Consider the following 23,784-nt stretch of genomic DNA (forward strand, 5'->3'; position numbering starts at 1 on the left):
AGTGCAAGTTAGTTAATCTGAATATAGTTTAATGATAAAATTGATATTGAATTGAGAGCATAAAAACGGTAGATAATAACTATATGCGTTTAAAATAAATAAGATGACAATGTATCTTATATCTCAAATTAAATATGAAATAATGGGGTGAAAGTTTGGAAATATTTGAAACGATTCTCATATTTCTAGCTGTTGTTATTGTAAGCTCCTTTGTTCATACTTTTATTCCTAAAGTACCTCTTGCATTTATTCAAATCATATTAGGAATGATCCTCTTTATATTGCCTGTACCAGTTGAATTCAATTTTGATTCTGAACTCTTTATGCTAGCTACCATTGCACCTTTATTATTTGTTGAAGGTGTTAATGTATCTAGGGTACATTTACGAAGATATATTAAACCTGTCATGTTAATGGCATTAGGTTTAGTAATTACTACCGTCATAGGTGTAGGGTTATTTATTCACTTAGTATGGCCAGATTTACCAATTGGTGCAGCGTTTGCGATTGCCGCAATTCTCTGTCCTACCGATGCTCCGGCAGTGCAAGCTATTACTCAAGGTAAAGTATTACCAAAAGGTGCAATGACGATTTTAGAAGGTGAGTCTTTATTAAATGATGCTGCAGGTATCATTTCATTTAAAATAGCAGTAGGGATACTTGTTACTGGCGCTTTCTCATTATTTGAAGCGATTCAACAATTCTTAATTGCTTCAATAGGAGGGGCCATTGTAGGATTGTTAATCGGTATATTACTTGTTCGATTCCGTCTAACGTTAACACGACGTGGTATTGAAAATATTAATATGTTTGTATTTCTTCAATTGTTAACACCGTTTGTAACCTATCTTGTGGCAGAATTATTCCATGCTTCAGGTATTATTGCTGCTGTAGTAGCCGGACTTGTTCATGGTTTTGAACGTGACCGTATTGCTCAAACACGTACACGCCTTCAACTAAGTTATAACCATACGTGGAATATTTTAGGCTATGCACTAAATGGTTTTGTATTCTCGATACTTGGTTTCTTAGTGCCGGAAGTCATTGTAAAAATTATTAAAAGTGAACCACATAACTTACTTTTCTTAATAGGAATTACTTTATTAGTAGCATTGGCTGTATATGTATTTAGATTTATTTGGGTTTATGTACTATATCCTTTATTTTATTTATCAGTCAGTCCATTCCAAAAATTAATGAATGATGAGGGGACAAATACGAAAGAGAAACCACCTAAACGAAGTATGTATGCGTTAATTATGACATTTTGTGGTGTTCATGGAACAATTTCACTTGCCATCGCATTAACGTTACCTTACTATTTACAAAATCATGAAGCCTTTAAGTATCGTAATGATTTACTTTTTATTTCTTCAGGAATGGTTATCTTAAGCTTAGTCATTGCACAAATCATTTTACCTTTTGTTACGAAAAATGCACCTCAACCTAAAATAGGAAGTATGAATTTTAAAGAAGCAAGAATTTATATTTTAGAACACGTAATTGATTATTTAAACAAACATTCCTCCTTTGAAACAAGCTATCGATATGGAAATGTCATTAAAGAATATCATGATAAATTAACTTTCCTAAAATCAGTAGAAAAAGATGACGAGAATTCAAAAGAGCTTGAACGTTTACAACGCATTGCTTTTAACGTAGAAACAAAAACACTTGAAAAATTAGCAGATGAAGGCGAAATTACGGAAAGTATGCTAGAAAACTATATGCGTTTTGCTGAACGTACACAAGTTTATAGACAAGCTTCACTCATTCGTCGTATTATTGTTGGAATTAGAGGATTACTTTTGAAACGTCATATTCGTACACGTACAAATGCAGCTTCATCATTAAGTGTTACTGAAAACTTAATGGAACTTTCTAAAATCAATAAAAGAGTCCATTATAATGTTGTAAGCCGACTTGTGGGAGAGGCAAATGAAGACAATAAATTAGAAGTGGGTATGATATGTGATGGATATTTAATGAGAATAGACAACTTATCACCATCTAACTTCTTTAACACACGTTCTGAAGATTCAATTACTAAAATTAAGTTGAATGCTTTAAAAGAGCAACGTCGTATTTTAACTGAACTTATTAGTGATGAAGAGATTACAGAAGCGACAGCTTTAAAATTACGTGAGGCAATTAACTATGATGAAATGGTTATTGTAGACAGTTTAACTGACTAATTTAATAATTCAATAATGATTAATACTAAACCTAAGACAACTCGCTATGTCTTAGGTTTTTTTAAGTATAAATAAAAGGTTTAACATTGAAATTTAAGATGTATTCCTCTTATTGTAAGATAATAGAAGACAATCACATTACGCAACCATTCGTGATACAATAAGATGAAACTGTTTATGAGGTGAAATCATGTTAACTGAAGAAAAAGAGGATTATCTCAAAGCAATTCTAACTAATGGTGGTGATAGCGCTTTCGTTTCAAATAAAATACTATCTCAATATTTAGATATAAAACCACCTTCTGTAAGTGAAATGATAAGTCGTTTAGAAAAAGCTGGATTTGTTGAAACTAAACATTATAAAGGGGTAAAACTCTCTAAAGAAGGTCTCTCTCATACACTCGATATTATAAAAAGACATCGTTTATTAGAACAATTTTTAATTGAAGTGTTAAATTATAATTGGGAAGAAGTACATCAAGAAGCGGAAATTTTAGAGCATAAAATTTCTGACTTATTTTTAGAAAGGATAGATAAACTGTTAAATTATCCTGAAACTTGTCCGCATGGAGGAGTTATTCCAAGAAATTATATTTATAAAGAAAAGTATAATGACTCATTACTTGAATATGATGAAGGAGACATAGTAAACATTAAACGTGTTCGCGATAGAACGGATTTACTTGTTTATCTATCCAGTAAGCATATTTCAATTGGAGATAACATTGAAATAGTATCCAAAGATAAAACCAACAAAGTCATGATTATAAATAATGATACAACTATGACGATTCTAAGTTATGATAATGCAATGAATATATTTGTAGAGAAAAATTAAACAAACGGTCGTCTATTCAATTTGAATATGATGAGCCGTTTTTAAATCATAAATTTGTATATTAAATATAAAGAGAAACCGTTAATCATAATCCAAAATAGACTATAAAATAATGTTGGTAAATGTGTCAATTCAGCTAAAGTATTACCATCCCAATGTGTTTTTACTCTTTGGAAAGTCAATAATATAATTGTCCAACTAGATTGCAAAACTTCTCCTAATAGGACACCTAAGATAAGATGGCATAGGAGGACTACGATATAAAAAATCATAAATTGATTATTGCCTTGCAATAAAAAATACAATAATGAAATTAAAATGATTAAAACGATAATGGGAGACAATTTTCGAGATGTTAAAATAAGGTAATACATAAATATCAAACTATATAAGATTAAAAATAAGCTTGGATAGTTAAAATGAATGGTCCAAAAACCTATCATTAACATGATTGGTGGCATGACATATCCACCTAATGTCGTAATACATTGTCCAGTAACTGATTTAGATTGTGTTATTGCATAGCCTTGTTGTAACGTTTCTTTACGTTCACTAGGGCGTACAACAATGACAAGATCTTTAGCATGCCCCCCACTTAACTTATTAAATAGAATATGACCCATTTCATGAGTCAGTACTGGAATATAATTTAGATAAATATCTAAATATTGATTAAAAGAACAATGTCGATTTTGATGAATAATGATATAAGATATTGCTATAATAATGACTAAATAAATATTTAAGATAACAGTCGTAGTTAAAAATTGTTGCAAATAATCCATAATCAACCTCACGTTAATAGTATGACTTCTATTATAAATCATTAAGATAAACTGGTCCTTTAGACTTTAGACGTATTTTTGAATACAATGGCAAAAATAATATATGATGAATAAGTTGATGTTATTATAAATTCATTACAACATATAAAGAGGGTAAGAAAGCAGGGAGTTAACGTAAATGTATAGTTCAAAAAAGAAAAAAAACGATAAAGTAGATATATTAGGCGTACAATTCGATAATGTGACAATGTTGGATATGATTGAAAATATTAAACATTTTTTTGAAAATAATACAAATGATAACTTGTTTATTGTAACTGCTAATCCTGAAATCGTAGTGTATGCTTCTGAACATGTAACCTATCGAAAGCTTATAAATAGTGCAAGTTATATCATTGCGGATGGTACAGGTGTAGTTAAAGCTTCTAATAGATTAAAACAACCATTAAAGCGACGTGTACCAGGTATTGAACTTATGGAAGAATGTATTAAAGTTGCACACGAGCAAAGTCAAAAGGTATATTTGTTAGGATCAAAAAATGAAATTGTTGCGCAAGCACAACACAAATTACAACAGAAATATCCTAATGTTACTTTTGAGTATCATCATGGGTATATTGACCTGTCAGATGAAACTGTAGTGAAAAGAATTCAACGTTTCAATCCTGACTATTTATTTGTTGGAATGGGTGTTCCAAAACAAGAAGAATGGATTCAAAAAAATGAAAGTAATTTTAAGCATACAGTAATGATGGGCGTAGGTGGCTCATTAGAAGTGTTTAGTGGTACTAAAAAAAGAGCGCCTCGTCTTTTTAGAAATTTAAATATGGAATGGGTCTACCGATTACTTATTGATTGGAAGCGAATAGGTCGTATAAAAAGTATTCCTAAATTTATGTTTAAAGTTTGGAAATTGCAGAATAAGAAGAAAAAATAAAAGAGGATGAGACTTAAGCTTATGAATCACTTAGGTCTCTACCTCTTTTACTTTACAACAAAACGTTTTTCATCAAGTTGTTGTCTAAATGCTTTTTGATCTTTTTTAGATTTTTTCTTAAAATCTTTTAAAAATTGCTCATATTTAGGTAACACTGTATCTAATTCACCAAATTCTTTTAGCTTTCCACCTTCAATCCAAGCGATTTTAGTACAGAATTCACGCACTTGTCTGATATTATGACTTACAAAGAAAATCGTTTTATTTGCTTCTTTAAACTCATATATTTTATCTAAACATTTTTGAGTAAATGTTTGATCGCCAACAGATAGTGCTTCATCGATAACTAAAATGTCAGGATTAATAGTTACATTGATAGAGAAACCGAGTTTCGCACGCATACCGCTTGAATAGTTTTTAACAGGTTGATAAATGAATTCGCCAAGCTCACTAAATTCAATAACTTGAGGCATAAGTCTTTTAATTTCTTTCTTTTTAAACCCCATACAAAGCATTTTAAATTCAATATTTTCAATGCCCGTCAGTTTCCCATTTAAACCGGCATTAATGGCGATGACACTTACTTCACCATGACGATCTATATTTCCAGAACTTGGAGATAATGAACCACCAATCATATTGCTTAACGTGGATTTTCCTGAACCATTTATACCTACTAAACCAATCACATCACCTTCATAAGCAGTAATAGACACATCATTTAAAGCAAAGAAGGTTTTGTTTTTATTTTTAGGAATTAACGCATCTTTGATACGTTCTTTGTTATTGCGATATATTCGATATTCTTTTGTCACATGATTTATGTTAACAGATACGCTCATGATTTTTCCTTTCTTATGATTTATTATATAGATTATAATACATCACTCAATAGTTGTTAAATTTATTAACCTAGTGTAAAGTGTATATGAGATTTTGTATCTTTTTTGTAAACAATATATTAATTTTACTTTCTTTTCTGAGTTAAGTCTATCCTAATAAAATTTTCGACTAATGTGTTGCGTAAATATATAATGGATTTATATGAATCATTTTAAACGTTGATTTAGAAATTTTATAATAAAACGATTTTAATCAGTAGTTAAAGAAATTAAAAGCCATTATGAATTTACAATTGAAAGTGTGGTTTAATTCAATGTCGGCAGTAGGAACTGTTTTTAAAGAACATATAAAAAACTTTTATTTAGTGCAACGACTTGCACAATTTCAAATTAAAATAACAAATACAAATAATTACTTAGGTATGGCTTGGGAATTACTTAACCCAGCACTTCAAATTATGGTGTATTGGTTTGTCTTTGGTATGGGAATTCGTAGTAATCAACCGATACATGGCATTCCATTTATTTTATGGTTACTAGTAGGAATTAGCATGTGGTTCTTTGTTAACCAAGGTATTCTTGAAGGTACGAAATCAGTATCTATGAAATTTAACCAAGTAGCGAAAATGAATTTCCCTTTATCAATTATTCCAACTTATATCGTAACAAGTAAATTTTATGGCCATATTGGCTTATTAGCACTTATTATTGCAATTTGTATGGGAAATGGCATTATGCCGTCTATCCATATTGTACAATTGTTAATTTACGTACCACTAACATTTTTCTTTGTGGCTTCTGTAGCACTTTTTACATCAACACTTGGAATCATTGTTCGTGATACACAGATGATTATGCAAGCATTACTAAGAATTTTATTCTATATGTCTCCTATTTTATGGATACCAAAAGATACTGGAATTAGTAGCGTAATTAATGACATTATGAAATTTAACCCTGTATACTTTTTAGCTGAGTCTTATCGCGCAGCAATTTTATTCCATCAATGGTACTTTATTGAACATTGGAGATTACTTCTTTATAATATTGTGATTATTATAGTATTCTTTGTATTAGGGTCTATATTACATCGTAGATATCGAGATCATTTTGCAGATTTTTTATAAAACGTGTGCTAGATAAATCAATACTTACATTTATTAGTAGAGAGCCTGAAATGTATTAGATTGCATTTCAAGCTCTTTAGCATATATATCATAAATAAATATAAAATATAGACGATGTCGATAGAGATGTATGTGAAAATGATAAGGAGTAGAGACAAAATCAATGTATTTCTGTCCTACTCTTTCTTTATAAATTATTTTATTAACGAGTAAGGGGATTAAATGATGACAAGAGTAGTGATAAAAAATATTTATATGACACTTATTACTATCGTAAACCAAATTTTTAGATTTAAACGACTAAAATCGAATCATATTGCGATTTTAATGACATTTCCCGAAGACGTTATGCCAATAATTGAGCAATTAAATCAGAAAGGGTATGAACTAACCGTCATTGCTAAAGAAAAAGAGTGGGCTAAGCTAAAGCAATTTAAAAATGTATCTTTTGTTCCTGCTGGAAATAGTCATATAGTGAGACATATCAAGACGATAAGTACAGCAAAAGTGATTGTGATTGATACATATTATCTTATGCTCGGAGGGTATCATAAGAAAAAAGGACAGACCATCATCCAAACATGGCATGCCTCAGGTGCTTTAAAAAATTTTGGTTTAACGGATCATCAAGTAGATTTAAATAATAAAAAAATGATTCAACAATATAAAAGCGTTTATAATGCTACTGATTATTATTTAGTCGGTGGAGAAGAGATGAGTAGATGTTTTGAAAGTGCATTTGATGCTAAGAGCACTCAAATGCTTAAATTGGGTCTACCTCGATTAACCAAATATTTTAAATTAGACCTTAAGACGGAGCAAAAAAATTTAAAAAAATATTATAATGTTCCCAATAAATTAGCATTATATGTGCCTACTTATCGTGAAAATCAAATGGATAATCGTCAAATAGATAAAGTATATTTTGAAAAGCAATTACCCAATTATACTCTCATTAATCAACTTCATCCATCAATTCCTAATAGTGAGCATATTGCGACAACGTCAGAACTAATGATGATGGCTGATATTATTATTAGTGATTATAGCTCTCTACCAATAGAAGCTAGCTTACTCAATAAACCTACATTATTTTATGTGTTTGACGAAAAAGAGTATGAAGAGGTGCGCGGATTGAATCAATTTTATCGCGATATTCCAACATTTTATAAAGTGAAACATATAGATGAATTAGTAACTAAGATTAAATATAATGAAAAAGAAATAAAACCATTATTTAAACATTGGCATAAATATAATAGTGAAAAAAGCTTAGAAAACGTATTAAAATTTATTGAAAAGTTGGTGAAAGAATGAAATTAGCGGTTATTATTCCAGTATATAATGCTGAAAATACAATTCGAAAAGCAGTTAAATCGATTGATACAACACATGATGTAGAAATTATTTGTATTAACGATGGATCAACAGATCGTACAAAACAAGTGTTAACTGAATTGCAAAAAGAAGTTAAACATCTCATTGTTTATCATCAAGACAATCAAGGAGCGGCAAAAAGTAGAAATAGGGGTCTTTCTGCAATGTCAGATGATATCGATGCTTTTATGTTCTTAGATGCAGATGATCAATTTTTACCTGGAAAAATGGATCAAATGATTCAATATTATGAGAAAAATGATCATCTAGATATTGTGATTGGGCAAATCGGTAGAGGGATGCATGGTGACTGGAAAGTCATTCCAACACACGAAGACATTCATCGTGAAGCAATTGTTTCTTTAGCAGAAGCGCCAGAAATACTTCAATCTATTGGACCAGGTGGCAAGTTATTCAAAGCTAAATTTAATACACTAAGATTTGATGAAGATGTAGTATTTTGTGAAGAACATACATTTGTCACTCGTGCCTATTTAATGGCAAGGGATATCCAGCTAGTTCCTTTTATCGTATATGGATACAATGAGCGAGAAGGTTCTATTACAGATCAACGTGCAGATACATTTATATCTTACTTAGAAGATGCTAGAAAAGTTCGACGTGAAGTCATGGATATGTTATTACTTGTTAACGAAAAAGCATATTATAGTTATCGTATGGATGACTTAATTGTCAGCTATCTCATTCAAGCCTATTTAATAAAATACAGTAAAGTGACACTTCAAATTATAGACAAAATCACTCAATATATCAGAGGTATGCAACATACAAATTATTCTGGAGAAGCGTTGTTTAGAATAGTACAAGCCGTAGAGCAAAGTGCGACTCATTGGACACGTGAGACCTATGAGTTATGGAGACATATACTTATTGAGGTAGGAATTGGGCGACCTGGTTTTTTACGTTTTAAAGCACAAGTAATGCCTAAAAAATTAGTGTTTAGTGGAAAGCAATCATTGAAACGTATGATGAATAAGTAAATGATGAAAAGTCATGTCAATATAAAATTAATGGTATGTTAAATATATTTATGCTAAATTAAGATTATTAATTAATGTTAAAAATTTGTAAAGGAGAAAGGAAATATGAGAAGAGTCATTACATATGGTACATATGATTTATTACATTATGGCCATATAGAATTACTAAGAAGAGCTCGTGAAATGGGCGATTATTTAATTGTAGCTTTATCAACAGATGAATTTAACCAAATTAAAAATAAAAAATCTTATTATGATTTTGAACAACGTAAAATGATGTTAGAATCTATTCGTTACGTTGATTTAGTGATTCCAGAAGATGGATGGGGTCAAAAAGAAACAGACGTTGATCGTTATGATGTTGATGTTTTTGTTATGGGCCATGACTGGGAAGGTAAATTTGACTTCCTAAAAGACAAATGTGAAGTTGTATATCTAAAACGCACTGAGGGTATTTCAACAACTAAAATTAAACAAGAGCTATACGGAAAAGATGCAAAATAAATAATAATTTATTAAAGACACATATAGACACCTTAGAAGTTTAGCTATGTCTCAATCATTGGTTAAATCAAGTAGATAGATAACAATAATTTTTTGATTTGACCCATCCTTTTGGGAGTGAACAGTGAATTCAAAACGAATTCTAGGGCACTCCTATTTTTATGTAATAAAACATTTTAAATAAAATGCTATACTAAGAACAACCGAATTACCAGTTAAAATACATTTAAATTAGGATAAACACTAAATATAATATCAAAAATACAAATACAAATTGATGACTAAAGAGGTTTATTTATGAAACAACACAATCCATTATTTTTTCTATTTAAACGATTGTCTTGGCCCTATGGTTTAATAATAACTGCTGTTATCATTTCTTCGTTAGGAAGTCTTAGCGGATTATTGATTCCACTGTTTACAGGTCGCTTAGTAGATAAATTTTCTACTAATAATATTAATTGGAATATTGTCGTTCTATTTGCAAGTATCTTTATCATTAATGCATTACTTAGCGGTTTAGGTATTTATCTCTTAAGTAAAATTGGAGAAAAAATGATTTATGGCATTCGTTCATTACTGTGGGAGCATATGATTAAACTGAAAATGCCATTTTTTGATAAAAATGAAAGTGGTCAGTTGATGAGTCGTTTAACTGATGATACTAAGATCATTAACGATTTTATCTCTCAAAAATTACCACAATTACTACCAGCTATTATCACATTGATTGGTTCTATTATTATGCTGTTTATTATGGACTGGCAAATGACTTTACTGACTTTCATAGCTATTCCAATATTTATGGGTATTATGATTCCACTTGGAAGACGTATGCAAAAAATTTCAAAACATACCCAATCAGAAATTGCCAATTTTAGTGGATTATTAGGTCGTGTATTGACAGAAATGCGTTTAGTAAAAATTTCTAATACTGAACAAAAAGAATTAAATAATGCACATTATAACTTAAATGAAATATATAAATTAGGTTTAAGACAGGCAAAAATAGTAGCGATTATTCAACCTATTTCAAGTGTGATTATGTTATTAATGATAGCCATTATTTTAGGATTTGGTGCAATTAGAATTGCTACTGGTGCTATTACAGCAGGTGCTTTAATAGCTATGATTTTTTATGTGATGCAGTTATCTATGCCGCTTATGAACTTATCTACACTAGTTACTGATTACAAAAAAGCTGTAGGCGCAAGTCAACGTATTTATGAAATTATGCAAGAACCCGTGGAACCGATGGAACAGTTAAAACCCATTGCTAATATCAACATTGAGAATGGAGCACTTGAATTTAATAACGTAGAATTTAAATATGATGTAAAAACGATTCTTGATCATGTATCATTTCGTATACCTCAGGGCGATATTAGTGCGTTTGTTGGTCCTTCAGGTTCTGGGAAAAGCACTATTTTTAATTTAATTGAACGTATGTATGATATCGATAATGGTGATATTACATATGGTAATGAAAGTATTTACGATATTCCAATTACGAATTGGCGTAGCAAAATTGGATATGTCATGCAGTCAAACTCTATGATGACAGGAACAATTCGAGATAATATCTTATATGGTATTAACCGTACTGTCTCTGATGAAGAACTAATTAAATATGCAAAATTAGCGAATTGTCATGACTTTATTATGCAATTTGATGAAGGATACGATACATTAGTGGGCGAACGTGGATTAAAACTGTCTGGGGGTCAACGACAACGTATTGATATCGCTAGAAGTTTTGTGAAAAATCCAGATATACTGTTACTTGATGAAGCTACTGCAAATCTTGATAGTGAAAGTGAACAAAAAATTCAAGAAGCTTTAGAAGTATTGATGAAAGGTAGAACAACGATAGTGATTGCACACCGTCTCTCTACGATTAAAAAAGCAGGTCAAATTATTTTTATTGATCAAGGACGTGTGACGGGAGAAGGTACACATGACGAATTAATGAAATATCATGAGAAATATCATCAATTTGTGACTACACAAAATTTAAATAAATAATGGATATTGAACATCTAAATATCACGATGATAAAGTAATATATAATTTTACAGTGTAGATGAAAAAATCTTAGGCTGATAAGATATAGTTAGTACACAAACCCATTGCTTAAAAATTAATTGAATAAACATAAATAAAATTGGAGAGAATGATATTGAATAAACTATCAATAATTATTACATATTTTAATAGTGAAGAATATATTGAAGATTGTATTAATAGCTTAAAAAATCAAAGGAATCAAGATTTTGAGATTATTATTGTAGATGATGGTTCTACGGATTATTCAACACAAATCTTAAATAAAACGTTAGCATCTTATGATAAAGATGTGACGTTTATTCAACTTGAAACAAATACTGGTCATGCACATGCTAGAAATATTGCTTTGGACTCAGCAGAAGGTCAATATGTGATGTTTTTAGATGCGGATGATCAATTAGCCTCATATGCGATTGAATATTATTTAAATCATATCAATGGTTTAGATACATTAATTGCGCCGATACACAAATTTACAATGCAACGTCCTCAATATGTAGACAAAGATAAGATACGTTTGCAGTATCGATCACACCATTCATATCCTAATTCAATTTTAAGAAAAGAAACTGTATGTAATATTTTATTTAGAAATGCAATTATTAAAGCACATGACATTAAATTTAATGAAGATTTAAGCATTTTTACTGATAATTCATTTGTATTAGAGTATCTGAAATATGCTGAACACTTTGTTAGAATTGTTAATTTTCCGTTTTATTATCGTGGTGAAGTATATGATCCATTTAATGGTAATACACTAAGTGATCAAGATTTTATTGATAAATTTGAAGACTATACAAATAGTTTCTTTGATGCTATGCAAAGAACTACAAATAAAGAAGTTAAGAAATTTTTAGTCCAAAGAATGAAAAATGAAATTAAAAAAGGGTTTGATCCTTCGCTTAGAGATATTAAAACAAGATATATTGCTTTAGAGGACACTCTAGTTAAAGTAGTAAAAGCACTAAAATGGAATATCATTAAAGATGGTAAGTTGTTATATAATCTTGAAATCATGTTTTTATCTATGAATGACATTGAGAATGCAAGATATGTGAATGAATTACGTAAAAAAACACGTTTATTTAAAAGTATTCTTACAAACAGTAAGATGAAAGAACGTGCTAAATATCAACTTACAGATAATGAAAATATAGTAGATCCACATACGATTGTATTTGAGTCATTTGGTGGCAAAAATTACAGTGATAGTCCAAAGTACATATATGAATATATGCAACAACACTATCCACAATATAATTATATTTGGGTCTTTTCTAAGCCTAATAACAATATTATTCCTGGAAATGCAACTAAGGTGAAAAAAGGATCCAAAGAATATTATGAAGCCTATGCTAAAGCGAAATACTGGATTTCAAATGCTCGATTACCATTGTATTTAAATAAAAAAGAGAATCAAGTGTATATTCAAACTTGGCATGGTACACCGTTAAAACGTTTAGCAAATGATATGAAAGTGGTAAGAATGCCAGGAACAACAACAGCAAAGTATAAAAAGAATTTTTATACAGAAGCATCTCGTTGGAATTATTTAGTATCTCCAAACCGTTATTCTACGGATATCTTTAAATCTGCTTTTTGGATGGATGAAGAAAGAATTTGGGAAATTGGCTATCCAAGAAATGATGTATTAGTTACAAGACAAAATGATACTGAGTATATAGAACAAATTAAAAAAGATTTAAATTTACCGAAAGATAAAAAAGTTATTATGTATGCGCCAACTTGGAGAGATGATGAATTCGTTAAAAAAGGTCAATATTTATTTGATTTGAAAATAAATTTAGCTAATTTAAAAGAGCAAATTGGAGATGAATATGTCATTTTACTAAGAATGCATTATCTTATTGCAAATGCATTAGATCTAACTGGATACGATGATTTTGCTATTGATGTTTCAAATTATAATGATATTTCAGAATTATATTTAATATCTGATGCGCTTATTACTGACTATTCGTCAGTGATGTTTGATTATGGTATTTTGAAACGTCCTCAATTTTTCTTTGCTTATGATATTGAAAAATACGATAAAGGTCTTCGTGGCTTCTATATGAATTATATGGAAGATTTACCAGGAGAAATTATTACAGATGAATTTAAACTTGCTGAAGAATTAAAACATTTAGATACACATAAAGAAAAATATAAAGATAAAATTGAAGCGTTCTATAATGATTTTTGTTCAATTGAAAAAGGTCAATCTTCTCAATTTATAGCAGACTATATTAATAATGATATTCATGAAAATGAATCATAAAATCAAATGATATAAAGAATGGGAAATAGTTACTTTAAATTCGTTTTCCCATTCTTTTTCTATATAACCGTATTAAGTTTAAATGGTGTTTATGATAAATAACAAAAAAAGAAATAGACAACTATTTTATTAAATATGTTATTTTAACGAACATTTTCTCATGGTATAATGTTAAATGTACTTTTTACAGAACGTTAGTTGTCATTTTATGAAAATAGTACGGTTCTATTTAAGGGTAATGTGATACATATTAATTTTAAAATGTGGGTAGGTGTCTTATGTTTTTACTAATAAATATCATTGGATTACTTGTATTTTTAGGAATAGCAGTTTTATTTTCTAGGAATCGCAAACATATTCAATGGAAATCTATATTAATCTTAGCTCTTTTAAATGTATTCTTAGCATGGTTCTTTGTATATTTCCAAATTGGAAGATCAATTGTTGAAGGTTTAGCAGCTGCCATTGCTTGGATTATTCAATCAGCTCATACTGGAACAGGCTTTGCATTCAGTAGTTTTACAAGTGGTAAACAAATGGATATGGCAGTGAGTGCATTATTTCCAATTTTATTAGTTGTTCCACTATTTGATATTCTTATGTATTTTAATATTCTTCCTAAAATTATTGGAGGAATTGGTTTTGTACTTGCGAAAATCACACGTCAACCTAAATTTGAATCATTCTTTGGTATCGAAATGATGTTTTTAGGAAATACAGAGGCGCTTGCAGTCTCTAACGAACAACTTAAGCGTATGAATGAAATGCGTGTATTAACAGTTGCAATGATGTCAATGAGTTCTATTTCTGGAGCTATTGTAGGTGCCTATGTTCAAATGATTCCTGGTGAATTAGTGTTAACGGCGATTCCTTTAAATATTATTAATGCAATTATTGTGGCTTCTATTTTAAATCCTGTCACTGTTGAAGAAAAAGAAGATATTATCTATAGCATTAATAATGATGAAAAAGTTGAACGTCAACCTTTCTTCTCATTTTTAGGAGATTCAGTATTAAATGCGGGTAAATTAGTACTAATTATTATCGCTTTTGTTATTAGTTTTGTAGCGTTGGCTGATTTTTTAGATCGTTTTATTAATTTGATTACTGGATTAGTAGGCAGTTGGATGGGTCTGAAAGGTAGTTTTGGTTTAAACCAAATCTTAGGTGTCTTTATGTATCCATTTGCTTTATTGCTTGGCTTACCATGGGGCGAGGCATGGATAGTGGCACAACAGATGTCCAAAAAAATCGTCACAAACGAATTTGTAGTTATGGGTGAAATTACAAAAGTAATTGATACATATAGCGCACATCGTCGTGCAGTGATATCAACATTCTTAGTTTCATTTGCAAACTTCTCTACAATTGGGATGATTGTTGGTACATTAAAGGGTATAGTTGATAAGAAAACATCAGATTTTGTTTCAAAATATGTACCGATGATGTTATTATCAGGTATTTTAGTTTCACTACTTACTGCAGCATTTGTTGGTTTATTTGCATGGTAAGGTATTAAAAATTAAATCATTTTATAGTCAACCATTAGGAGTGAACATTGAATTCGAAAAGAATTCTATGTCACTCCTATTTTTATTATTCATTTTATTGCATGATAAAAACCAAGCATGCAAAGTGAGGAGACACTTTATATACTTGGTTTTTATGGGAAATGAATATTAATGTACTTGTAACGGTAAGGACTAGGTACGGTCACAGTACTTCGAGCAAAATTTGTTTTGTTACTATAAACAACACAAAGGAGATAACTTCTTATAATTAAGAAGTTATACATAGTATAGCAAACTAATATTTATAAGTAAACGAAAAATTCAGAAAATTTCCACGTATTTTTTATTAGTACATTAGATTTAAAGATGACTATGTATCATATTTAAATTAAATCTTTATATTTTAAGATATTTAACATTTATTAATACATTTAATTTTTAAAAGTATATTGTAGGAAATGATGAGACTGTGCTAACATTTTAATCGTTATAGTCGTAAAAGGAGTGGGTGTTTTTGAACAAAAATATAAAAAATATACTTTTAGTTATACTAGGTTCTTTTATCTTTTCAGCAGGGGTCAATGCATTTGTTATATCAGGTAATTTAGGTGAAGGTGGCGTCACAGGTATTGCTATTGTATTATATTACGCTTTTCATATTTCACCAGCGCTCACTAATTTCGTTGCTAATGCAATATTGATTGTTATTGGGTATAAATTTTTAAGTAAAAAAAGTACGATATTAACAATTATTGCTACTGTACTTATTTCTGTTTTTTTAAGTCTTACAGAATCATGGCACGTAGAAACAGGTAATGTCATCATCAATGCAGTATTTGGCGGCACAAGTGTTGGACTAGGTATTGGAATAATCGTTTTAGCAGGTGGCACTACAGCTGGAACAACAATATTAGCAAGAATAGCTAATAAATACTTAGATGTTAGTACAGCATACGCATTATTATTTTTTGATTTAATTGTAGTAGTCATTTCTTTAACAGTGCTACCGTTAAGTAAAGCATTGGTAACTGTGATTTCGCTTTATATAGGCACGAAAGTAATGGATTATGTTATTGAAGGACTTAATACAAAAAAAGCAATGACAATTATTTCTAGCAAACCTGAAGAGGTAGCTAAGGCCATTGATGAACAAGTTGGTAGAGGTCTTACTATATTGAATGGACATGGTTATTATAGTAGAGAAGAAAAAGACGTTTTGTATGTTGTTGTAGCTAAAACTCAAGTAACTCGTGCCAAACGAATTATAAAAAAAATAGATAAGAATGCTTTCTTGGTTATTCATGATGTGCGTGATGTTTATGGAAATGGTTTTTTAATCGATGAATAAAAAAAGGACCCTAAAAATTCGAGGTGTTTTATGTATATCTCAGATTTTTAGGGTTATTTTTTATAATCGTCTCATAGTAAAAAGAATAGTCAAAAATGTGTATAAATGGTATACTAGTAATAATTAATTGAGAACGATTATCAATAGATGTCGTAAATATTTTTTGTACAAAGGTAGGGCCTATATATGAATCGTTTAAATGCATCTCAAGTAGATATAGGATATAGAAATACGACAATTATAAAAGAATTAGATGTTCAAATATGTGATGGTAAAATCACATCAATTATTGGACCGAACGGTTGTGGGAAATCTACATTATTAAAAGCACTTTCAAGACTGATTGAAGTGAAAAATGGAGAAGTATTACTTGATAATCAAAACATTCAACATCAATCTACAAAAGAAGTAGCCAAAAAAATTGCAATTTTACCTCAAACTCCAACAGTGACTGACAGTATAACAGTTGAAGAACTTGTTTCATATGGACGTTTTCCTCATCAAAAAGGATTTGGACGATTATCTAAAAAAGATAAAGATGAAATTGAATGGTCATTAAACGTAACAGGCATTACAGAATTTCGTCATCAATCGATTAATGATTTAAGTGGAGGACAAAGACAACGTGTATGGATAGCAATGGCTTTAGCACAAAAAACAGATATTATTTTTCTTGATGAACCTACAACGTACTTAGACATTTCTCATCAGTTAGAAATTTTACAATTGGTGCAACAGTTGAATAAAGAATTAGGGTGTACGATTGTTATGGTCTTACATGATATCAATCAGGCAATTCGATTTTCGGATTATTTGTTAATCATGAAAGAAGGACAAATTATAGATAATGGACCTACTGACCAAGTCATATCTAAAGAGATATTAGAAAGTGTGTTTAATATAGATGCAGTATTAGGAAAAGATCCTAGAACAGGGAAACCACTTTTAGTCACTTACAATTTACTTGAAAAAAGGTGAGATCCATTATAACTTCAGCAACACAGCTACAATTATTATGATGTTGGATACCTATCTCAGTCATTTTTAATATATGGGCAGTCAATGACTAATATTTTGTTTGATACACAAATATTCGCGCTTTCAGATAAGTTATTTTATAATGAAAATACGCTGATTAAGATACACTTTAATAAAAAATCAATGTCGTTATTTAATTGATTGACTGGAGTTGAAATGATGACAACTATAGTTATTATTAGTCATAGTGAAGATATAGCTAAGGGAACTAAAGATTTATTAAATAAAATGACAAATGACATAAATGTGATTGCTTATGGTGGAGTAAACGGTGAAATTGGAACTTCATATGATGATATTGAACAATTGATTAATCAGTTAGATGATGATGCATTATGTTTTTATGATTTAGGATCATCAGAAATGAATATTGATTTAGCAATTGATATGTATAAAGGTAAGTATCATATTTACAAAGTAAATGCACCCATTGTAGAAGGAAGCTTTACAGCAGCAATGTCTTTAAGTGTTGGTAAAACTGCTAATGAAGCGATTCAAGAAGTGAATCGATCTTCATTTAAGTCTACAGCATTTAAATAAGTAATGATGAATTTTGATGTTTTTTTTATATAAAAATAAGGTTATAAAATGATTATCCAAAATGAATATGATAAAATAAATAGCATGATATTGATGATGAAAGTAGGTGGACATTACGCTACAAGAAGATATTAAATTTTACGTTCTGAACGGCAAATTTGAAGAAATTAAAAATATAATGTCCAATATCGATTTTATGGAATTCGAAGAAGTATATATATCATGTGCTCATGAACAAGAAAACATTATGTTTTATACTTGTATATTAGATATGATGAAGGATAATGAAACAGCAGAATTACATGATTTAGCATTTTTATTATTAGTCTATCCTTTGAGTGAAGTAGAAGGCGCTTTAGAAGCGGCATATTATCATGCAGATGCTTCTATTCAGTTAACAAATGGTAAGGAAATAAAAAGTTTGCTTCAAATGCTATTATTATATGCTATACCCGATCCAATTATTTCAGATTCTGAAGCGTTTAAAGTAGCTAAACAAATTTTAAAATTAGATCCTAATAATCATGTAGCAAGAAATGTGTTAAAAGATTCAGCTAAACGCATGGATAATGTTATAGTCAATTTTGATGAATTAAAGAAATTTGGAAGTTCAAAATAAAATAATATAGTGAAATAAGAGAGTTAGATAATGAATGGCCATGGTTATTCAGTTTATCTAACTTTTTTTAATAATGTTTTACTTAGTAACTCAAATATAATTTTTGTGACAAATTATTAAAAATATTAAAATTTTTAAATTGTTTGTAAGAGTATTAACACTAGTACTTAGAAGGTATAAGCGTTGTCTCGCAACGTTTATGCACTGTTGCATATTATTATTAGTACGTTATAATTTTGAATGTGTCAAAAATAAGGAGGTTAATCAATACATGGGGTTGAATAAAGAATCTATAAAAATAGGTTTTGCCTATGTGGGGATTGTAGTAGGTGCAGGATTCTCTACAGGGCAAGAAGTAATGCAATTCTTCACGCCTTATGGTCTATGGTCATATATTGGCGTGTTAATATCAGGATTAATTTTAGGATTTATAGGGCGACAAGTCGCTAAAATTGGAACGGCTTTTGAAGCAACAAATCATGAATCAACATTACAATATTTATTTGGTGAAAAATTTAGTAAAATCTTTGATTATATTCTAGTCTTTTTCTTATTTGGAATTGCTGTAACAATGATTGCAGGTTCAGGCGCAACGTTCGAAGAAAGTTTTGGTATACCTACATGGCTTGGCGCGTTAATTATGACGGTCGTTATTTATTTAACACTATTATTAGACTTTAATAAGATCGTAAGAGCGTTAGGTTTCGTTACACCATTCTTGATTGTCATGGTAGTTCTTATTGCTATATATTATCTATTTGCTGGAAGTATCTCTATCAGTAAAGTTAATAGTACAGTAGATCACCCAAGTTTATTCTTAGGTATTATTAGAGGATTAATGTACGGTGGATTAGCTTTTGCTGTAGGATTTAGTACGGTTGTAGCGATTGGTGGAGATGCATCTAAACGTCAAGTATCTGGTGCCGGTGCTTTATTTGGCGGTGTAGTGTATACTGTTTTACTTGCACTGATTAACTTTGCACTACAATCAGAATATCCACAAATTAAAAATGAACAAATTCCAACTTTAAAATTGGCGAATGAAATTCATCCATGGCTTGGATTAGTTTTAACAGTGATTATGTTAGCAGTAATGTATAATACTATTTTAGGATTGACTTATTCGTTTGCTGCACGTTTCACTGAGCCATACAGTAAAAAATATCATATATTTATTATTATTATGATGATTGCAGCCTTTATTTTAAGTTTCGTTGGTTTTGCAGATTTAATCAACTTCTTATATAACATTATGGGCGTAGTTGGATTATTTATTGTAGTAGCAGTGCTTATTAAATATTATTTACGTAAAAGTGATAACAAAGATCACATTGCTTAAAATTGATAAAATAAATATTCCATAAAAAAACTGCCTACAAAGTTAAATAACTCATAGACAGTCTAAGGCAATTCGTGTAATTAACACGAATTGCTTTTTTGCATTTTGAACGTAGCGTATAATACATATTGTAATTAAAGTAGTAATTTAGCCATAATATATTTATTAAAATATTGATTGTTGATCAGTAATTTATTTTTAAGTTCGCCTTCAATATTAAATCCAGCGCCTTTAAGTAGCATGATTGCGTGTGTATTTTCAGGAACGACTGAAGCTTGAAGACGTTTAATATTATGGTTAAGAGCCCAAGCTTCAACAGCATTAATTAAAGCAAGTCCAATACCTTTTTTTTGATAAAATTTAGTAACCCCAAATGTAATACCTGCTTCGTGTTGTGTACGCTCGTATTTTTCAGTAGTGACGAATATACATCCAACGAGTTGATCATCTTCTTCAGCTACATAGATGGTATTTCTCGGAGAAGTGATGATGCGCTCTAGAAGGTTACTAATAGAAGACACACTAGGGTTAAATTCTCCAGGATTATAAAGTGTATAATCAGATTCATCATATATTTTAGTTAATAATGTTGTCAAAGCTTCAGTATCTTTTATACTAATTTCACGAATAATATGAGCCATTCGGCTTCCTCCTGAGATAGTAATATAACATACATTATACCAATTATTTAAAAAATATACATATTTAGAATTTTAAAAAGGAGTAACAGAATAATGAAACCTAATGTATTATTAGCGGGTGGTAGTGGATATATAGGTAAGAATATTAGTAGTGCGATAGAAAATGATGCAAATTTGTTTGCTTTATCTAAATATCCAAATACAAAAAAAGAGTTTAATCATAATATAAAATGGCTAAAAAAAGATATTTATAATTATGAAGATGTTAAATCAGCAATGTCAGGGATGAATATTGCAGTATTTTATTTAGATCCTAATAAAAATTCTGCCAAGCTTACTCAAGCAACGGCACGTGATTTAAATCTCATTGCAGCCGATAATTTTGCAAGGGCAGCAGCACAACAAGGAATAAATAAAATTTTGTACGTAAGGGGGAGTCGCTTTGATAATGAGACAATCCAGTGTTTAAAAAACTATGGTATTCCTGTAGAAACGACTGAGACCTATATCAAGCGCTCTCATATTAATGTTGAGTTACAAATGTCTAAATATAATGATATACGGACAGCATTAAGAATGATATTACCTAGGAAATGGTCTTTGGAACAATTAGTCGCTTATTTTTTTAAATGGCTGAATGATACACGTGGTACATTTTTACACACGAAATATATAGAAAATCGATATATAATATATGCTCGTAACGAGTGTAAGCCTCTATTAGTAATGAAAAAAGAAGTAAATGATAATCGTTTAATTACATTTAATTTAGTAGGCGGTTCAATTATAAAAAAACGTTCTAAAAAACAAGGGAAATTGGAATTTCGTCAAATTAAAGGAACGCGTTTAGTAATTGTTCAATTATATGATTATATTCCTAAATTGTTATGGCCACTCTATTATTTTTTTCAAGCTCCCGTACAAGGTTTAATTATGAGAGGGTTTGAAATTGATTGTCGTATTAGGCATTTCAATGGACGTGTGCAATCAGGAGAAAAAATGAAATATACAAAGTGATAGGATGAAAACATATGCAAATATTATTAGTAGAAGATGATCAGACGCTTTTTCAACAACTAAAGAAAGAATTAGAAAATTGGGATTTTTTTGTTTATGGTGTCAATGATTTTAGTAACGTAATGGAAACATATCATAATGTTCAGCCAGAAATCGTTATAATGGATGTGCAATTACCTAAATATGACGGATTCTATTGGTGTCGTCAAATTAGACAAGTGTCTAATGTGCCTATTTTATTTTTATCGTCACGTGATAATCCTATGGATCAAGTGATGAGTATGGAATTAGGTGCAGATGATTATATGCAAAAGCCTTTTCATACCAACGTACTAATTGCGAAGTTACAAGCAATTTATCGACGCGTATATCAATTTGGCGCAGAAGAAAGACGTACATTAAATTGGCAAGATGCACTAGTCGATCTTTCAAAAGATAGTATTCAAAAAGGCGATAAAATCATTTATTTATCTAAAACTGAAATGATTATTTTAGAAATGTTAATTCAAAAACAAAATCAAATTGTGACTAGAGATACATTAATTACAGCGTTATGGGATGACGAAGCGTTTGTTAGTGATAACACATTAACAGTCAATGTAAATCGATTACGAAAAAAATTATCTGAGATCGGTATGGAAACAGAAATTGAAACAAAAGTAGGTAAAGGATATATGGCACATGAGTAATGTGAAATGGTTTTGGCTATTTCTTAAAACACGAAGTAATTGGATATTTTGGATTATATTTTTACAGTTTGTATTTTTAGGGATGGCATATATAGACTATGATATGGCAATTGAAAGTGTAGCGTACATTGTCCTATTAAATATAGGTTTAACTTGTATATTTCTTGTTTTTACTTTTTTAAGAGAAGTAAAATTATATCAACATTTTTATAATAATAAGGAAATCGAAGAAATTAAACACAAAGAATTAGCTGAGAATCCATTTCAACAAGAAATGGTGGACTATTTATATCGTAAATTATTGTTTCACAAAGAAAGAGCTACTGAACAACAAATTCATATACAAGCGTCGGAACAATCGTTAACTGAATTTGTTCACGATATTAAAACACCTGTTACAGCAATGAAATTATTAATTGATCAATCTGAAGATATGGAACGTAAGAAAGCCTTACTTTATGAATGGTCAAGAGTGAATGAATTATTAGATAAGCAACTTTATTTAACACGTCTTGAATCTAAAAATAGAGATATGTATTTCGAAAAAGTACCATTAAAACGTTTAGTGATAGAAGAAATTCAACTTACTCGTCATATCAGTCAAGTTAAAGGTATTGGCTATGAATTAGAATTTGATACGAATCCAGAAGTATTTACAGATGTAAAATGGTGTCGCATGATGATTAGACAGATTTTATCTAATTCTTTGAAATATTCTCAAGGAAAAGATATTGTTATTCGATCGTTAGCTAAAAAAGACCATATCGCTTTAGAAATTACTGATTATGGACGTGGGATTAGCGCTAAAGATTTACCACGTATCTTTGAAAGAGGTTATACTTCTACCGCAAATCGTAATGAAACAACTTCTTCTGGAATTGGTTTATACTTAGTAGAAAGTGTAAGACATCCATTAGGTATTGAAGTAGAGGTCGAGTCGACGGTGGGAGAAGGAACAACATTTATTTTAACGTTCCCTATGCAAAACGAAGTCATAGAAAGAATGTCACAAGAGAAATTAAGTTTATCATAATGGTGTTGTTAAAATAGTGTATAAATGTAATTGTTCGCTTTATAGAAAGAAG

21 protein-coding genes are annotated in these 23,784 nt (G+C 29.9%); 18 read left to right on the forward strand and 3 right to left on the reverse strand.

The window, feature by feature from the left end; genetic code table 11:
- The first annotated feature begins 155 nt into the window (after positions 1–155).
- Both HMPREF2953_RS02185 and HMPREF2953_RS02190 read left to right on the forward strand, forming a co-directional pair.
- Entirely contained in the window at positions 156–2,195 is a 2,040-nt protein-coding gene (locus HMPREF2953_RS02185; protein WP_049334998.1) for a cation:proton antiporter, read from the forward strand.
- Between the two features lie 190 nt (positions 2,196–2,385).
- Positions 2,386–3,033 carry a metal-dependent transcriptional regulator gene (locus HMPREF2953_RS02190; RefSeq protein ID WP_070671570.1) on the forward strand — a complete coding sequence of 216 codons (648 nt, stop codon included), beginning with the start codon at positions 2,386–2,388 and terminating at the stop codon, positions 3,031–3,033.
- A gap of 41 nt (positions 3,034–3,074) precedes the next feature.
- Here HMPREF2953_RS02190 and HMPREF2953_RS02195 read toward each other — a convergent pair whose 3' ends face one another.
- The gene (locus HMPREF2953_RS02195) at positions 3,075–3,818 is read right to left on the reverse strand and encodes a M50 family metallopeptidase (protein ID WP_049334999.1); all 744 of its coding nucleotides are present in this window, start codon (positions 3,816–3,818) and stop codon (positions 3,075–3,077) included.
- Positions 3,819–3,996: 178 nt separating this feature from the next.
- On the opposite strand from HMPREF2953_RS02195, the gene tarA reads away from it, so the two are divergent.
- The gene (gene tarA / locus HMPREF2953_RS02200; protein WP_049335000.1) at positions 3,997–4,755 is read left to right on the forward strand and encodes an N-acetylglucosaminyldiphosphoundecaprenol N-acetyl-beta-D-mannosaminyltransferase TarA; all 759 of its coding nucleotides are present in this window, start codon (positions 3,997–3,999) and stop codon (positions 4,753–4,755) included.
- A 47-nt stretch (positions 4,756–4,802) separates the two neighbouring features.
- On the opposite strand, the gene tagH is transcribed toward tarA, so the two are convergent.
- Complete coding sequence (gene tagH / locus HMPREF2953_RS02205; protein ID WP_002449138.1) at positions 4,803–5,597, reverse strand: teichoic acids export ABC transporter ATP-binding subunit TagH; 795 nt, start codon at positions 5,595–5,597, stop codon at positions 4,803–4,805.
- Positions 5,598–5,911: 314 nt separating this feature from the next.
- Between tagH and HMPREF2953_RS02210 the strand changes: the two genes are divergently transcribed.
- The 12 genes from HMPREF2953_RS02210 (at position 5,912) to HMPREF2953_RS02265 (ending at position 20,352) form a co-directional block, all read left to right on the forward strand.
- Positions 5,912–6,724, forward strand: a complete 813-nt coding sequence (locus HMPREF2953_RS02210) for an ABC transporter permease (protein ID WP_002449143.1) — start codon at positions 5,912–5,914, stop codon at positions 6,722–6,724.
- Between the two features lie 222 nt (positions 6,725–6,946).
- Positions 6,947–8,041, forward strand: a complete 1,095-nt coding sequence (gene tarB / locus HMPREF2953_RS02215) for a teichoic acid glycerol-phosphate primase TarB (protein ID WP_002449153.1) — start codon at positions 6,947–6,949, stop codon at positions 8,039–8,041.
- Positions 8,038–9,102, forward strand: coding sequence for a glycosyltransferase family 2 protein (locus tag HMPREF2953_RS02220; protein ID WP_070671572.1), 1,065 nt, complete (start codon positions 8,038–8,040; stop codon positions 9,100–9,102). The genes tarB and HMPREF2953_RS02220 overlap by 4 nt, the downstream gene beginning before the upstream one ends.
- Positions 9,103–9,207: 105 nt before the next feature.
- Positions 9,208–9,606: a glycerol-3-phosphate cytidylyltransferase gene (tagD, locus tag HMPREF2953_RS02225; RefSeq protein ID WP_002449131.1), complete on the forward strand. Its 399-nt coding sequence runs from the start codon at positions 9,208–9,210 to the stop codon at positions 9,604–9,606.
- Between the two features lie 297 nt (positions 9,607–9,903).
- The gene (locus HMPREF2953_RS02230) at positions 9,904–11,631 is read left to right on the forward strand and encodes an ABC transporter ATP-binding protein (protein ID WP_070671574.1); all 1,728 of its coding nucleotides are present in this window, start codon (positions 9,904–9,906) and stop codon (positions 11,629–11,631) included.
- A gap of 154 nt (positions 11,632–11,785) precedes the next feature.
- The gene (locus HMPREF2953_RS02235) at positions 11,786–13,957 is read left to right on the forward strand and encodes a bifunctional glycosyltransferase/CDP-glycerol:glycerophosphate glycerophosphotransferase (protein ID WP_083310576.1); all 2,172 of its coding nucleotides are present in this window, start codon (positions 11,786–11,788) and stop codon (positions 13,955–13,957) included.
- Between the two features lie 278 nt (positions 13,958–14,235).
- Positions 14,236–15,468 carry a NupC/NupG family nucleoside CNT transporter gene (locus HMPREF2953_RS02240; RefSeq protein ID WP_070671579.1) on the forward strand — a complete coding sequence of 411 codons (1,233 nt, stop codon included), beginning with the start codon at positions 14,236–14,238 and terminating at the stop codon, positions 15,466–15,468.
- 514 nt (positions 15,469–15,982) lie between these two features.
- On the forward strand, positions 15,983–16,816 hold the full coding sequence (locus HMPREF2953_RS02245; RefSeq protein WP_070671581.1) for a YitT family protein: 834 nt from the start codon (positions 15,983–15,985) through the stop codon (positions 16,814–16,816).
- Between the two features lie 186 nt (positions 16,817–17,002).
- Positions 17,003–17,794, forward strand: coding sequence for an ABC transporter ATP-binding protein (locus HMPREF2953_RS02250; protein WP_002455667.1), 792 nt, complete (start codon positions 17,003–17,005; stop codon positions 17,792–17,794).
- Positions 17,795–18,013: 219 nt separating this feature from the next.
- Positions 18,014–18,394: a dihydroxyacetone kinase phosphoryl donor subunit DhaM gene (gene dhaM, locus HMPREF2953_RS02255; protein WP_037554496.1), complete on the forward strand. Its 381-nt coding sequence runs from the start codon at positions 18,014–18,016 to the stop codon at positions 18,392–18,394.
- Between the two features lie 106 nt (positions 18,395–18,500).
- Complete coding sequence (locus HMPREF2953_RS02260; protein WP_002449151.1) at positions 18,501–19,013, forward strand: hypothetical protein; 513 nt, start codon at positions 18,501–18,503, stop codon at positions 19,011–19,013.
- Between the two features lie 271 nt (positions 19,014–19,284).
- Positions 19,285–20,352 (forward strand): YkvI family membrane protein, encoded by a 1,068-nt coding sequence (locus HMPREF2953_RS02265; protein ID WP_002449130.1) that lies wholly within the window; start codon positions 19,285–19,287, stop codon positions 20,350–20,352.
- 134 nt (positions 20,353–20,486) lie between these two features.
- Here the strand turns inward: HMPREF2953_RS02265 and HMPREF2953_RS02270 are convergent, their stop codons facing one another.
- Positions 20,487–20,993 (reverse strand): GNAT family N-acetyltransferase, encoded by a 507-nt coding sequence (locus tag HMPREF2953_RS02270; RefSeq protein ID WP_070671582.1) that lies wholly within the window; start codon positions 20,991–20,993, stop codon positions 20,487–20,489.
- Between the two features lie 93 nt (positions 20,994–21,086).
- Between HMPREF2953_RS02270 and HMPREF2953_RS02275 the strand changes: the two genes are divergently transcribed.
- Genes HMPREF2953_RS02275 through HMPREF2953_RS02285 form a run of 3 tightly spaced genes read left to right on the forward strand, consistent with a single transcriptional unit; the run spans position 21,087 to position 23,732 of the window.
- Entirely contained in the window at positions 21,087–22,010 is a 924-nt protein-coding gene (locus HMPREF2953_RS02275; protein ID WP_002449152.1) for an NAD(P)H-binding protein, read from the forward strand.
- A gap of 14 nt (positions 22,011–22,024) precedes the next feature.
- Positions 22,025–22,699 (forward strand): response regulator transcription factor GraR/ApsR, encoded by a 675-nt coding sequence (gene graR / locus HMPREF2953_RS02280; RefSeq protein ID WP_049335008.1) that lies wholly within the window; start codon positions 22,025–22,027, stop codon positions 22,697–22,699.
- The gene (locus tag HMPREF2953_RS02285) at positions 22,692–23,732 is read left to right on the forward strand and encodes a sensor histidine kinase (protein ID WP_070671584.1); all 1,041 of its coding nucleotides are present in this window, start codon (positions 22,692–22,694) and stop codon (positions 23,730–23,732) included. The genes graR and HMPREF2953_RS02285 overlap by 8 nt, the downstream gene beginning before the upstream one ends.
- The last annotated feature ends 52 nt before the right edge of the window (positions 23,733–23,784 follow it).

Source organism: Staphylococcus sp. HMSC072E01, from assembly GCF_001814125.1.
In the GTDB taxonomy this organism is placed as follows: Bacteria; Bacillota; Bacilli; order Staphylococcales; family Staphylococcaceae; genus Staphylococcus; species Staphylococcus hominis.

Excerpts from the sequence above, each read along its gene's own strand:
- HMPREF2953_RS02190 (WP_070671570.1), top strand. The coding sequence starts at position 2,386 with ATGTTAACTGAAGAAAAAGAGGATTATCTCAAAGCAATTCTAACTAAT.
- HMPREF2953_RS02195 (WP_049334999.1), bottom strand. The coding sequence starts at position 3,818 with ATGGATTATTTGCAACAATTTTTAACTACGACTGTTATCTTAAATATT.
- tarA (WP_049335000.1), top strand. The coding sequence starts at position 3,997 with ATGTATAGTTCAAAAAAGAAAAAAAACGATAAAGTAGATATATTAGGC.
- tagH (WP_002449138.1), bottom strand. The coding sequence starts at position 5,597 with ATGAGCGTATCTGTTAACATAAATCATGTGACAAAAGAATATCGAATA.
- HMPREF2953_RS02210 (WP_002449143.1), top strand. The coding sequence starts at position 5,912 with ATGTCGGCAGTAGGAACTGTTTTTAAAGAACATATAAAAAACTTTTAT.
- tarB (WP_002449153.1), top strand. The coding sequence starts at position 6,947 with ATGATGACAAGAGTAGTGATAAAAAATATTTATATGACACTTATTACT.
- HMPREF2953_RS02220 (WP_070671572.1), top strand. The coding sequence starts at position 8,038 with ATGAAATTAGCGGTTATTATTCCAGTATATAATGCTGAAAATACAATT.
- tagD (WP_002449131.1), top strand. The coding sequence starts at position 9,208 with ATGAGAAGAGTCATTACATATGGTACATATGATTTATTACATTATGGC.
- HMPREF2953_RS02230 (WP_070671574.1), top strand. The coding sequence starts at position 9,904 with ATGAAACAACACAATCCATTATTTTTTCTATTTAAACGATTGTCTTGG.
- HMPREF2953_RS02240 (WP_070671579.1), top strand. The coding sequence starts at position 14,236 with ATGTTTTTACTAATAAATATCATTGGATTACTTGTATTTTTAGGAATA.
- HMPREF2953_RS02250 (WP_002455667.1), top strand. The coding sequence starts at position 17,003 with ATGAATCGTTTAAATGCATCTCAAGTAGATATAGGATATAGAAATACG.
- dhaM (WP_037554496.1), top strand. The coding sequence starts at position 18,014 with ATGACAACTATAGTTATTATTAGTCATAGTGAAGATATAGCTAAGGGA.
- HMPREF2953_RS02265 (WP_002449130.1), top strand. The coding sequence starts at position 19,285 with ATGGGGTTGAATAAAGAATCTATAAAAATAGGTTTTGCCTATGTGGGG.
- HMPREF2953_RS02270 (WP_070671582.1), bottom strand. The coding sequence starts at position 20,993 with ATGGCTCATATTATTCGTGAAATTAGTATAAAAGATACTGAAGCTTTG.
- HMPREF2953_RS02275 (WP_002449152.1), top strand. The coding sequence starts at position 21,087 with ATGAAACCTAATGTATTATTAGCGGGTGGTAGTGGATATATAGGTAAG.
- graR (WP_049335008.1), top strand. The coding sequence starts at position 22,025 with ATGCAAATATTATTAGTAGAAGATGATCAGACGCTTTTTCAACAACTA.
- HMPREF2953_RS02285 (WP_070671584.1), top strand. The coding sequence starts at position 22,692 with ATGAGTAATGTGAAATGGTTTTGGCTATTTCTTAAAACACGAAGTAAT.